The organism is Thalassospira sp. HJ, assembly GCF_000948415.1.
In the GTDB taxonomy this organism is placed as follows: Bacteria; Pseudomonadota; Alphaproteobacteria; order Rhodospirillales; family Thalassospiraceae; genus Thalassospira.
Genome location: NZ_JYII01000010.1, coordinates 116297 through 129012, shown reverse-complemented (window position 1 = coordinate 129012; position 12716 = coordinate 116297). Strand labels below are relative to the sequence as shown.

At 55.2% G+C, this 12716-nt stretch carries 11 protein-coding genes; 2 read left to right on the top strand and 9 right to left on the bottom strand.

All coding sequences use genetic code 11. The annotated features are described in order from the left end of the window. The first annotated feature begins 217 nt into the window (after positions 1-217). Positions 218-976, top strand: coding sequence for a nicotinamidase (locus tag UF64_RS06085; protein ID WP_255353086.1), 759 nt, complete (start codon positions 218-220; stop codon positions 974-976). 70 nt (positions 977-1046) lie between these two features. On the opposite strand, the gene UF64_RS06080 is transcribed toward UF64_RS06085, so the two are convergent. From UF64_RS06080 to UF64_RS06050, 7 genes are all read right to left on the bottom strand, one after another. After that, on the bottom strand, positions 1047-1979 hold the full coding sequence (locus UF64_RS06080) for a nitrilase-related carbon-nitrogen hydrolase (RefSeq protein WP_044828187.1): 933 nt from the start codon (positions 1977-1979) through the stop codon (positions 1047-1049). A gap of 99 nt (positions 1980-2078) precedes the next feature. Next, complete coding sequence (locus UF64_RS06075) at positions 2079-3119, bottom strand: extracellular solute-binding protein (RefSeq protein WP_044827732.1); 1041 nt, start codon at positions 3117-3119, stop codon at positions 2079-2081. 93 nt (positions 3120-3212) lie between these two features. After that, positions 3213-4007, bottom strand: a complete 795-nt coding sequence (locus tag UF64_RS06070) for an ABC transporter permease (RefSeq protein WP_044827731.1) — start codon at positions 4005-4007, stop codon at positions 3213-3215. Then, positions 4004-4894, bottom strand: coding sequence for an ABC transporter permease (locus UF64_RS06065; protein ID WP_044827730.1), 891 nt, complete (start codon positions 4892-4894; stop codon positions 4004-4006). The genes UF64_RS06070 and UF64_RS06065 overlap by 4 nt, the downstream gene beginning before the upstream one ends. Positions 4895-4896: 2 nt before the next feature. Continuing rightward, positions 4897-5991 (bottom strand): ABC transporter ATP-binding protein, encoded by a 1095-nt coding sequence (locus tag UF64_RS06060; RefSeq protein ID WP_044827729.1) that lies wholly within the window; start codon positions 5989-5991, stop codon positions 4897-4899. Between the two features lie 250 nt (positions 5992-6241). Beyond that, positions 6242-7465, bottom strand: a complete 1224-nt coding sequence (locus UF64_RS06055) for a CaiB/BaiF CoA-transferase family protein (protein ID WP_044827728.1) — start codon at positions 7463-7465, stop codon at positions 6242-6244. Between the two features lie 90 nt (positions 7466-7555). Then, complete coding sequence (locus UF64_RS06050; protein ID WP_044827727.1) at positions 7556-8746, bottom strand: acyl-CoA dehydrogenase; 1191 nt, start codon at positions 8744-8746, stop codon at positions 7556-7558. A gap of 200 nt (positions 8747-8946) precedes the next feature. On the opposite strand from UF64_RS06050, the gene gcvA reads away from it, so the two are divergent. Further along, positions 8947-9879 (top strand): transcriptional regulator GcvA, encoded by a 933-nt coding sequence (gcvA, locus tag UF64_RS06045; RefSeq protein WP_044827726.1) that lies wholly within the window; start codon positions 8947-8949, stop codon positions 9877-9879. Here gcvA and UF64_RS06040 read toward each other — a convergent pair whose 3' ends face one another. Together UF64_RS06040 and UF64_RS06035 are read right to left on the bottom strand one after the other, a co-directional pair. Then, on the bottom strand, positions 9880-11331 hold the full coding sequence (locus UF64_RS06040; RefSeq protein ID WP_044827725.1) for a hypothetical protein: 1452 nt from the start codon (positions 11329-11331) through the stop codon (positions 9880-9882). Next, on the bottom strand, positions 11328-12494 hold the full coding sequence (locus tag UF64_RS06035) for a hypothetical protein (RefSeq protein WP_235284978.1): 1167 nt from the start codon (positions 12492-12494) through the stop codon (positions 11328-11330). Before UF64_RS06035 ends, UF64_RS06040 begins: the two co-directional genes overlap by 4 nt. Positions 12495-12716 lie beyond the last annotated feature (222 nt).

Genomic DNA, 12716 nt, shown 5'->3' with positions numbered 1-12716 from the left:
CTTGCTCCTGATCGTGTTTGGCATCCTGACTGTGCGATCAGGGGAGCCTCCCCCTGACGCATAGGCAGCATCTGGTGTCGCTTGACTTTGCTGTATTCTCGCCCAATCCTGATGAAATCAGAGGAACGTTCAAGCACTTATAACAAGTGTCCGCGCAAAATAACCAGAGCAGACAATCTTAAGCGACGCGTCGGCCACCAACATCAGGAAGGCGATCTTGAACAATTCCTCTTATTCCCTGAACCGTCGTCGGTTTCTGGCCGGACTTGGCGCCATTGGTGCCGGAACGCTCGCGTCTGCATCCCTGCTGGGATCGGCGCGCACAGCCCTTGCATCAGGCATGATCGGCAAGAACAAGGACGATGTCCTTCTGGTCATTGACGTCCAGAACTGCTTCCTGCCCGGCGGGACATTGCCAGTCAGTGACGGCGATCAGATCATCCCGATCATCAACAAGCTGGGTCAGCAGTTCGAAAACGTGATTTTCACTCAGGACTGGCACACCCCGGGTCATGCATCCTTTGCCTCAAGCCATGAGGGCAAGGCACCGTTTGAAACCATCGAACTTGATTACGGCACGCAGGTCCTGTGGCCCGATCACTGTGTTCAGGGATCGGACGATGCCAAACTTGCCGCGGGTCTTGATATCCCGCATGCACAGCTGATCATCCGCAAGGGATTTCATAGCGAAGTGGATAGCTATTCCACCTTTGTCGAGGCGGACGGCGAAACCAAAACCGGACTTACCGGTTACATGCAGGAACGCGGCCTTAAGAACGTTTATGTTTGCGGACTTGCCACCGATTTCTGTGTCAGTTGGTCGGCTCAGGATGCGCGTAAGGCCGGGCTGAATGTTTCCGTGATTGAGGATGCCTGCCGGGCGATTGATCTGAACGGGTCGCTTGAAGCGGCCTGGACGGCGATGGGCACCGCTGGCGTATCGCGCATGCAGTCTTCTGACATTCTGACGTCGTAAACTTGCACCAACAACAAAGCCCTCCGGACATTCATCATCCGGAGGGCTCTGTTTTTTCTGCGTGGCAGTGTTAGCCGTTTCTAACGACCGAAACATGACCCGCAGTCCAGCCGCCCGGCCAGACTTCGGCGTCGCCATTACGAAGCGAGCGCACCAGTCCCACCGGCACATCCTTGGAAATCAGAAGTTCGCCGTCGGCACCGTCATCAAAGGTCGGTTCGGTTTCGGCGAAGCGGCCGGTGTGGCCCAGTTGCGGTTCGCACGGGGTAAAGACCGAACAGCCGGAATAGTTGGTTGGGTTGTTGGTGGTGTTGACAGCAGCCCCCGTCGTGCCACAGGCCCCGACCACCGTCATCAGCTCAACCGCACGCGCCTTTGCACAACCAAACACGCGATTGTAGCCCGATGGTGTGAGGGTCATCGACGGGACCAACAACAGATCAATATCAAGCGGGGCAAGCACGCAGGACAAGGCCGGCATTTCAATATCAAGACAGATCAGCACCGCAACATTCAACCCGCGCCATTTAATGACGTTGAAGCTCTTGCCCGGGGTGAGGTTCCAGTTTTCCGGTTCCTGTTCTCCGGGTGTCAGGGAAAGCTTGTCCTGAATGATGGCATCGCCGTCGGGGGTGAAGATCATCGCACTGTTGGTTTGCCCGGCATCCGGGTTTTCGGGATCAATGTGCCAGGGCATGCTGCCCGCCACCAGAAGCATGTCGTGCTTTTTGGCGAGGTCGGCTGCGTATTTGCGCGCCTCGGGCGCGAGGTCCGCCATCCAGGCAATTTCCTGTCCGGTTTGCAGGCCTTCGGGTTTGAAGGCCAACCATTGTTCGCTGGCATATTCCGGCAGAACGAAAATCTTCGCACCCTGCTGGGCGGCCACGGCCATTTTGGCATCCACATGATCGGCCCATCCGGCCATATCAGCCACCGGTCGACCAAGGTTGGTTGCCCAAAGGGCCAGAGTTACATATTCGGGGAAGGATGCCGGCGAAGTCATGATCAGCGTTCCTGAAATCAAAATGGTGGTGAGCGCAAAATAACATGATCCGGCCATCAGACGACAGCCGGATCATAACGATCAATCGTCGAACCAGACTTAGTTTTTAAGTTTGGTCCAGACACGGTTACGAAGATCACGCGCCTTGACCGAGCAGTTCTGCGATGGGATCAGAAGGTCAGCATATTCTTCAGGCATGTTCACGGCCGGATCGGCATTCAGCGACGGGTCCATGAATTCGCCAGTGCCCTTGATCGAGTTCATGTAACCGGCATAGTTCGAGGCCTCGGCCGCGTTTTCCGGTTTCATCATCCAGTTGATGAAGGTCTTGGCGTTTTCGAGGTTCGGCGCACCGTCCGGAATGACAAAGTGGTCAGCCCAGTAAGTCAGGCCTTCCTTCGGATAGACAAAGACCGCTTCCGGAATGCTTTCCTTGGTACGGTGAGCAGCACCGTTCCACTGCATGTGCATCTGAACTTCACGCGCCGACATGCGGTCGATGGTGCCTTCAGAGCTGTAAACAGCAATGTAGGGCTTCTGTTTCATCAGAACATCAAGGACCTTCTGGGCTTCGGCCGGGTCCTCGGTGCATTTTTCAACGCCAGCGTAGTAGGACGCCGCGTTGAACATTTCGACTTCGTCGTTCAGCGCGCCGATCTTGCCGCGGAATTCTTCACGCGGTTCGAAGAATTCTTTCCAGCTGTTTTCAAGCTCGCCATCAACAGCAGCCGCGTCATAAGTAAAGCCGGTGGTGCCCCAGAGATAGGTCACGGAGTATTCGCGCTCCGGATCGTATTTCATGGTGTCATGCGGCTTGGCAACGTTGCCGAAGTTCTCAAGGCTTTTGGCATCGAACTTGGTTGCCAGGCCTTCCTTGATCATCACGTCAACCATGTAGTCGGATGCGACAGCAATGTCATAGCCCGATGCACCGGCCTGAAGCTTTGCCAGCATGGTTTCGTTGGAATCGTACACATCAAGGGTCACCTTGATGCCGGTTTCCTCTTCGAACTTTTCCATCAGCTCCGGCGGAAAATAGTTCGACCAGTTATAGAAAAACAGATCGCCAGCTGCCTGTGCCGAACCGGCCGACAAAAAGGCAATGGCGGATGCTCCCAGAAGTGCGGAACGTAGTTTCATCGTGAGACTCCCAAATGAGGACGGTGCATTATTTTGTTATTCGGATGGCAGGCCCGTCCGGTGAACCCGCCATCCCGTTTGGAATTTCAGTTATCAGTAGCGAATACGATCAATCATGAACGAGATGCTGACAAACACGATTGAGACAATCAACATCATCGCAGAGACAGCATTCACCTCTGGCGTGATCCCGATCCGGATCATGCCAAAGATATAGATCGGCAAGGTCGTAGACCCGGCCCCACCAACGAAATAGGAAATGACAAAGTCATCAAGCGAGATGATGAAGGACAACATCGCGCCTGACAAAATCCCCGGCCACAGCAATGGCAGGGTGACACGCCGAAACGCTTTCCATTCATTGGCATATAGATCGTTTGCCGCTTCGACCAATGCGGGGTCCATGCCTTCCAACCGTGCGCGGATGGGCAGATAGGCAAACGGAATGCAAAAGACCGTATGGGCAATGATCACCGTCAGAAGACCAAGCTTGATCCCCAACGCGACAAAGAACAGAAGGGTCGCAATCGCGGTCACGATTTCCGGCACCAGCAATGGCAGAACCAGCATGGCCGAAACGCCCGCCTCGCCCTTGAACCGTCCGCGTGACATGCCCATTGCTGCCAATGTGGCGGCAATGGTGGCCAGAACGGTTGCCGAAACCGCGACAACGATGGAGTTCTGAGCTGCGCGCAGCATGTCATCGTTGGAAAGAGCGGTGACATACCAGTCCATCGTGAAACCGGTCCAGATCGTCGCCAGACGGTTTTCGTTAAACGAAAGCGCAATCAGAACGACGATCGGAAGGTACAGATAGGCAAAGAAAAACATTGCCGTTGAGGTGATCCCGCGGAAACGCCACAGCGGGTTGGAAGCATCGACTTTCATCGGCTTTCCTCCGGCAATGATTTGAACTTGAACGAATAGACCATCATCGAGATCAGCACGAGCGCCAGAAGCACAAAGCCAAGCCCCGCGCCAAGCGGCCAGTTACGTGCAGCCCCGAATTGGCTGCCGATCAGGTTGGCGATCATCATGAACTTACCACCGCCCAGAAGTTCCGGCGTCACATAGGCGCCAAGGCAGGGAATGAAGACCAGAATGCAACCCGCAGCAATACCGGGTGCGGCAAGCGGCAAGATCACCCGGCTCATCGCTCGGCGCTTGTCCGCACCAAGATCAAAGGCCGCCTCGACCAGTCGATGATCAAGTTTTTCAAGGCTGGCATAGATCGGCAGAACCATGAACGGCAGATAGGTGTAGGTCAGGCCAATCGACACCGCATAGGGCGTGTAAAGGACATCAAGCCCGCCGGTTTCAAGTCCCATCCAGTTCAAGGCACCATCAATCAGGCCGCCATTGCGCAGCAACAGCATCCACGCATAGTTGCGCACCAGAATATTGGTCCAGAACGGAATGGTCACCAGAAAGATCAGGAAGTTGCGGCGACTTTGCGGTTGGGTCGAGATGTAAAACGCCGTCGGGAAACCGAGCAGAAGCGCAAATACCGTCGTCATTGCCGACAGGCCGAACGAACGGACAAAAATCTGCAGGTAGTCGGTATTAACCACCAGATTGTCCATCAGATCACGTTCGAAGATGAAGCTGATATAGGCATCCATCGAGAATGCCCCCCAGTTCACCCCGCCATAATCACCCCGTTCGAGCACGGAAACATAGGCCATCTGCAACAGCGGCACGGCCATGAAGAAGCCGATATAGACCACCGCAGGTGCGACCAGCCAAAATCGTTTGGTTCGTAAGATGTTCCCCATGATCAGTCCGCCAGTACCCGGATGGCATCAGGTGACATGGTGATACCGACACGCTCGCCCTCAGCAAAATCTGCCTTCGCGCCAGAGCCATTCTGCATCCGGACCGTCAGCAGCGCCTCGTTGCCAAGATCAATCTGATAGGTGGTATCCGTCCCGAAATAGATAATGGTCGAAACCGTCCCGGTGAGTTGATCCGCACCGGCATCGCTTTCGGCGACCAGACCAAGGCGTTCCGGGCGAACCGAAACCGTGACTTCGCCAGTGCGTTGATCGGAAACCTCTTGTGTCAGGGCGATCACCTGACCACCGGAAAGTTTCACGGCACGCTTGCCTGCGCCACCATCAACAAGGTCACCAACAAGGAAGTTACTGTCGCCGATAAAGTCCGCGACAAAGCGATGGGTCGGGGCTTCATAGATTTCCCGCGGCGCACCGATCTGAAGAATTTCACCCGACTGCATGACGGCAATTCGATCCGACATGGCCAGGGCTTCTTCCTGATCGTGGGTCACGAAGACGAAGGTAATCCCGGTTTCGGTTTGCAGGCGTTTCAGTTCGACCTGCATTTCCTTGCGCAGCTTAAGATCAAGGGCCGAAAGCGGCTCATCAAGCAGAAGCACCTTTGGCGCCGGTGCAAGCGCACGTGCCAGGGCAATACGTTGCTGCTGACCACCGGAAAGCTGGCTTGGTACGCGATCGCCATATTCGGCCAATCGAACCAGTTCGAGCATTTCGTCTGCACGTCCGCCGGCGTCCTTGCGCGAGATGCCCTGCATCTCAAGCCCGAATGTGATGTTCTGTTTAACCGTCAGATGCGGGAACAGCGCATAGGACTGGAAGACCGTATTGATCGGCCGTTTGAACGGCGGCAGGTCGTTTAGCTCCTTGCCTTCAAGCAGGATCTGCCCCGATGTTGCCTGTTCAAACCCGCCAATCAGGCGCAGCAAAGTCGTTTTACCGCAGCCCGAAGGGCCCAACATGGTGAAAAATTCGTTCTGAAAGATATCAACGGAAACCGAGTCCAGCGCGGTGACTTTATCCGCCCCTGACCCAAATGTTTTACCAACAGACCGCGCTGAAATTACTACTTCTGACATGCATTTCCCCGAATTTGTATTTTGTAAAATGATATAAAATCTACAGAGACTTGCAATCCGGAGGTCGCGAAAGCATCGCTATTTACAGAAGTTCCGCAATATCCTCGCCAAAAGGGCGTCCAAACTGGTGCAGATTGCGTCAGATCCACACATTACAAAATAATGTGCAGCGCACCATTCAACTGAAAGAGAAGATTACCCGAAATATCACAATCACCAAGTGTTATTCCAAGCGCACTTCTCCCCCGGATCAGACGATTCCTGCTTCGCGCAACTTTGCGATTTGATCGTCACTCAGATCAGCGACCTTGCGCAGGATTTCGTCGCTGTGCTGACCCAGCATCGGCGGCGCTTTTTCATCCGTGATCGGCGTTTTGGAAAACTTGATCGGGTTGGCAACCGTCGGAACGGTTCCTGCCGTCGGATGATCAAGCTGTTTGACCATGCCGCGATGCTTGACCTGTGGGTTATCAAACACGCGATCAAGGGTATTGATCGGACCGCACGGCACATTGGCCTTTTCAAGGGCGTCGATCCATTCATCGGTGGTTTTGGCAACCATCGCCTGACGGATCAGCGGCACCAACTCGGTGCGATTGGCAACGCGTTTGCGGTTGGTGGCATAGCGTTCATCAAGCGGCAAGGCATCAAGCCCCGCGACTGCGCAGAAGCTTTTGAACTGGCTGTCATTGCCAACCGCCAGGATCAGATAACCATCCGCCGTCGGGAAGGCTTCATAGGGCACGATATTGGGATGCGCGTTGCCAAGACGACCCGGCGCATTGCCGGTCGCAAGATAGTTCATCGCCTGATTGGCAAGAACAGCCGTCTGCACATCCAGAAGTGCCAGATCGATATATTGCCCCTCGCCGGTTGCATCGCGGTGACGCAAGGCAGCCAGGATGCCAATCGTTGCGTAAAGCCCGGTAAAGATGTCAGCAACAGCAACACCAACCTTCATCGGCTGGCCACCCGGTGCACTGTCCGACGCACCGGTGATGCTCATCAACCCGCCCATGCCCTGGATCATGAAGTCGTAGCCAGGACGATCCTTATAGGGACCGTCCTGCCCAAACCCGGTGATCGAGCAATAGACAAGCTTCGGGTTCACTTTCGAAAGCGATGCGTAATCCAGCCCGTATTTCTTCAGGCCACCAACCTTGAAGTTTTCGAGTACCACGTCGCTTTCGGCTGCGAGATTGCGCACAATCTCCTGACCTTCGGACTTGGTGATATCGATGGTCAGTGACTTTTTGCCGCGGTTCGCCGTCAGGTAATAGGCGGCCTCGGTGGTGTCTTCGCCATTGGCGTCCTTGGCAAAGGGCGGGCCCCAGCCACGGGTATCATCACCGGCACCGGGACGTTCGATCTTGATGACCTCTGCCCCCATATCGGCAAGGGTCTGGCTGGCCCAAGGCCCGGCCAGTACACGCGAAAGGTCAAGAACACGAAGCCCGGAAAGTGCGCCAGTCATCTGAATATCCCGAAATATCGACTTGGAAAAAGCAGGTAGAATCAAATCGGGCGACAACATTTCTGCCGCCGCCCGATCAGGATTTCTGGATCAACCTTCTGCGGAGAAGGCCTGAAGGCCGGTCTGTGCACGGCCCAGGATCAGGGCGTGAACATCATGCGTACCTTCATAGGTATTGACCGCTTCAAGGTTCATCGCGTGACGGATGACATGGAATTCATCGGAAATGCCGTTACCGCCATGCATGTCGCGGGCAACGCGTGCAATATCAAGCGCCTTACCACAGTTGTTACGCTTCATCAGCGAAATGGCTTCCGGTGCGCCTTTGCCTTCGTCAAGCAGACGACCGACCTGAAGCGCGCCCTGCAGGCCAAGGGTGATTTCGGTCTGCATATTGGCCAGTTTCAGCTGGATCAGCTGGTTTGCCGCAAGCGGACGACCGAACTGTTTGCGATCAAGCGTGTATTGACGTGCCGCATGCCAGCAGAATTCAGCAGCCCCCATCGCGCCCCATGCAATGCCGTAGCGGGCCTTGTTCAGGCAACCGAACGGACCGCCAAGGCCCTTGGCGTTCGGCAGCAAGTTTTCTTCGGGTACAAAGACATTGTCCATGACGATTTCGCCGGTGATCGACGCACGCAAGGAAAACTTGCCTTCGATCTTCGGTGCGCTCAGACCCTTCATGCCTTTTTCAAGAATGAAGCCGCGAATAACGCCTTCGTCATCCTTGGCCCAGACGACAAAGACGTCTGCGATCGGGCTGTTGGTGATCCACATTTTGGCACCCGACAGGTTAAAGCCGCCATCGGCTTTACGGGCACGGGTTTTCATACCGCCCGGATCGGAACCGTGATCCGGCTCGGTCAGGCCAAAGCAGCCAACCCATTCACCGGTTGCCAGTTTCGGAAGATACTTCTTGCGCTGTTCTTCACTGCCATAGGCATAGATCGGATGCATCACGAGCGAGCTCTGAACCGACATTGCCGAACGATAACCGGAATCAACGCGTTCAACTTCGCGTGCGACCAGACCATAGGCAACGTGGTTAACGCCCGGTCCGCCGTATTCCTCGGGGATGGTCGGACCAAGCAGACCAAGTTCACCCATCTCGCTCATGATTTCACGATGGAAAACTTCATGACGGTTGGCTTCAAGAACGCGGGTCTGCAGATTTTCCTGACAATATGCACGGGCCGCATCGCGGATCATGCGTTCGTCTTCGCTCAACTGTTCTTCAAGCAGGAGCGGATCTTCCCAATGAAACGGTGCGCGGCTTGCCATTCACCTGGTCCTTTTATGAATTTTTGTACAGAAAGCAGGGGCAGCGCCATAGAAGGGCGAGATGACGCTACCCCTGAAAAGCTTACTTGCTTATGGGGTAAAGCTAGGAATTGGCAGACGAACTTGCAAATGATAAAAGTGATGTAGATTATGCAAAAAACTCATAATCTTTGCAGACACCTCTTGATCAGGACACCCGATTGGCCCGTCGCATTCCCAGCCTGAAGGCGCTTAGTTGCTTCGAACAGACCGCCCGGTTTGGCAGCGCATCACGTGCGGCCGAGGAACTTTACCTCACGCAAAGTGCAGTAAGCCGGCAGATTCAGGGTCTTGAAACCTGGCTTGGCTGCAAGCTGTTTGCCCGAGAAAAGCAACGCCTCGTGCTGACCCCGGAAGGTGAAAGTTATCTGCAATCCATCCGCCCGGCCCTTGATCAGCTTGAAAGCGCGACGCTTACGCTTTTGTCTGGCGGATCGGAAAGCGGTGTCTTGACGGTGGCCGCCCCGCCGACATTTGGTTCACGCTGCCTTATTCCATTATTGCCTGAATTCAGAAGCAAGCACCCCGAAATCGCCATCAACTTCATCTCGCGGATCGGCATGCCCGACTTTGACCGCGAGCAGATCGATATCGCTGTTCTATTTGGCGAAGGAAACTGGTCGGAACTTGATGCCCACATCCTACATGGCGAGGAAATGGTACCGATCTGCAGCCCGCAACTGGTTGCCAATTTGGGACGCCCTCCACAGGCAGAGGATCTTCGAAACTTCCCGTTGCTGCATATCGCAACCCGCCCGCGCGGTTGGGCCGATTGGCTTGCGGCCAGTGGCCTCAGTGACATCGACGGGGAAAACGGCCCGAAGTTCGAACACTTCACCATGGCGATGCAGGCTGCCGCCGCCGGACTTGGCGTGGCACTACTGCCGACTTTTGCGATTGAGGATGAATTGGCGACCGGACGGATCATTGCACCCTTCGGACAACCAAAAGCCAGCCCGTTTCATTATTACGCCTGCTGCCCGAAAAGCCGTGCACGGCTTCCCAAAATCCGGGCCTTCATGAACTGGCTTGATCAACTTGAAACAGTGACGGATTTGATCCGCGAACAAGGCAAGCAGGCAAAGCCTGCCTGATCAGCTTGCCTTCTGATCTGCTGTCAACGCACGCAGTGCATTCATCCCCCGGCGGCGCAGCACATCGGCATCATCCGGACCATCGACGATTTCAAGCAAGCGCACCGTTGCCATCAGGTTTCGCTGCGCGTTGGGCACCTCTTCGGGTGTCAGTCGGCGCATGCTATCGACACCGGCACGGCCGATCTGATTAAGCTTTTTCTTGAGCTCAACCACCGCCTTGGCCGCCGAACTTTGCGCTGCCAGCACATCTGCAATACGTGCGGTTTCGGCAATTGCCTCTGCCGATCTTTCTGCCGCGAGGACCTTATCGTCATCGAATTCCTGCGAGAAAATCGGACGCGCCAATCCACTGCGGCCCGATCCCGGGCCCTGTGCGGCTTCGAGTTTTGGCAAGGCATCAATTACGCGTTCTGGCGTTGCGCCAAACATCGTATCGGCCAGCGCACGCGACACCCGACGACGGGTTTCAAGCAACTTCTCGCCCCAGCGGCCATCCTTGCGGATTTTGAATTCGCGCGTGATGCGGACAAATTCGGATGCATACCAACGCGCCAGCGACAGAATGTGCGCTTCGTCCTTGCCGGTAACAACACCCTGCTCGATCTCGGTCACGGTTTCGGCCAGCAGATCGATGATCAGATCACCGGTTTCGGCAAGATTGGTTTTCTCAATCGTGCGGTCGTCAGACTTGCTGGAAAGCACACGGATCAGCTTGAACAACTCGCTCGGTCGCAACAGACGTGCAAGAACCGCAAGCAGGAACATCGGTTCCAGTCCGGGTTTTTCCTTGGAAATCGACACGAACAAGTCACGCAGCCATTTCACATCATTGGGATCAAGAACCCTGATCGGTGCGGACGGGAACCGTTCACGCAACTGGGAAATTTCATCACCAACACGCAGAATTTTACCAACCTCGGCAAAGGCCGGCATATGGATGCGTGATCCCAAACGGGTCGCAAGCGCGCGTTCCTGCTTCACCCCACCATGGGAATCTTCGATTTGATCTTCGATCGTACGTGCGCCTATCTGCCAAAGCTGACGTTCGGCGATGGCAAGCTTGGCGGTGTCGCGGGTAGCTGCAGCCTTGTCGATATCCTGCATGGCCTTCTGGAATTCAGGCCCGCCGGACTCCACCACAACATTCCAGATCGGCATCAACGAAGACCGGCTGATGCGGATGCTTTTTTCGTTGGGCTCGCCGGATGTCAGCAAATCCTCGAACGGATCGCAGAACTGACGCATCGGTGTCGGATAGCGTTCCGGCTTAAGCGACGCCAGACGCGGACGCAGGATCTGCAGGATGGCTTCATGGGGCAGCGGCAATTTGGGATCGGCACGATCACTTTCGATCGCACGGGTAAAGCGTGCGATTTCGCTGCTGCTAAGGGATTCAAACAGCTGCCCAAGTTGGGAAACGCCAAGCTTTCCGGCATCTTCGATCTTCATGCCGTCTGTCTCCTGAAGCGTTCGAGACGGTCCATCATGTCGGCGTCAATCTCACCACTGCCAAGTTTACGCAATTCACCGGCCCAAAGCATCTGGTTCACACGCACATCAGCCCAGAACTGCTGTTCAGAGATGGCAATTTCCGAAAGCGGCAGAACCGGTGCGAAGCTTGCAATTTCCTCGACGACTTCGCGCTGCTTGGAGCGATCTGTCAGGGATCGTTTTTCCCAGACATCAATCAGCTCCTGCCAACCATCGAGCAGCCACCAAAGATACTCGACTGTCTTGCCAATATCCTGCTTGGCGCGTTCCCAATCGGTCAGGACCTTGCCAAGTTCACTGTTCCAGCTATCAACTTCGGCAATGCGTTTCAAGGCATGCTCGCTGGTTGAACGGGTCGCACTTACGATGCGCCCGGCCATAAAGCGGAAATCGGATTGCTCTGAATTCGCCCATTCCTCTATATCCTGGGCAAATTTCTTAAGCCCGTTGGCCAAAACGCGCAGCTGCCCCTGACATCCTTCAAGATCAAGACCAACCGGGGCAATCATCTTGCTCCATTCGCCAAGACTATCGATGATGGTGTCATTGGCAACCTTATGCTCGGACGCGAAGCGGTTCAGTGCTTTACGTGCGCGGATCTGACCTTCGGTGGTCATCAGTTCTTCTTGCTTCATGTCCTTGACGGCTTCACCGCCAAGCTGGCGCAGGGCCTGATGCAGAACGGCCATCTGACCAAGTTCGCGCGATGCCTTTTCGTTCCAGTTCCGGCGGATGCAAACGCGCGCCAGTTCCACACCGCCAACACCGGTGCTGCCGACGTCGCGGCTATGTTCAAGAACTGTCTGCGGGCGAACTTCTTCAAGCTCAAGCACACGATCAAACAGCATGCGGTCATGCACCGACAGATCAAACACTTCACGCAGGGTATCAAGCGGCATCTCATAGGTACCAAGGCCACCGGACAGGCCCGGCAACATGATCATTTTCCGTCCGCCCTTACCGATCGAGACGCGCGCATAGCGCAGGGTCTTGGTGGTAAAGGGGGTCCTGACACCGCGTGTTTCAAAGGTTTGTGGCAGGCATGCCAATGGGGCTTCCGGCACCTCATGCGGTTCGGGAGACTTGTGACTGACGGATTTTACGATCTTCTGTTTATTCATTCTTGGCTTTGGTTAACCGGTAACGGCGCTGATGTCTGGCGGTCATCCTGATGCCCCTTGATATCAGGATTTCCGGCGTTGGAAAGCATTGTGTAATGAACAGTTTGTCATTTTAGCCAGAGTTCTTCGGGACGGTTTAAACTATCCCGACAAGTTGACAATTACATTAACAACCTTCCCCGAAAATACCATCCTCAACTCGCGGCGCCAAAATGCCATTTT

Coding starts and splice junctions, on each gene's coding strand:
- UF64_RS06080 (WP_044828187.1), bottom strand. CDS start 1,979: ATGACTTCGCCGGCATCCTTCCCCGAATATGTAACTCTGGCCCTTTGG.
- UF64_RS06075 (WP_044827732.1), bottom strand. CDS start 3,119: ATGAAACTACGTTCCGCACTTCTGGGAGCATCCGCCATTGCCTTTTTG.
- UF64_RS06070 (WP_044827731.1), bottom strand. CDS start 4,007: ATGAAAGTCGATGCTTCCAACCCGCTGTGGCGTTTCCGCGGGATCACC.
- UF64_RS06065 (WP_044827730.1), bottom strand. CDS start 4,894: ATGGGGAACATCTTACGAACCAAACGATTTTGGCTGGTCGCACCTGCG.
- UF64_RS06060 (WP_044827729.1), bottom strand. CDS start 5,991: ATGTCAGAAGTAGTAATTTCAGCGCGGTCTGTTGGTAAAACATTTGGG.
- UF64_RS06055 (WP_044827728.1), bottom strand. CDS start 7,465: ATGACTGGCGCACTTTCCGGGCTTCGTGTTCTTGACCTTTCGCGTGTA.
- UF64_RS06050 (WP_044827727.1), bottom strand. CDS start 8,746: ATGGCAAGCCGCGCACCGTTTCATTGGGAAGATCCGCTCCTGCTTGAA.
- UF64_RS06040 (WP_044827725.1), bottom strand. CDS start 11,331: ATGAAGATCGAAGATGCCGGAAAGCTTGGCGTTTCCCAACTTGGGCAG.
- UF64_RS06035 (WP_235284978.1), bottom strand. CDS start 12,494: ATGAATAAACAGAAGATCGTAAAATCCGTCAGTCACAAGTCTCCCGAA.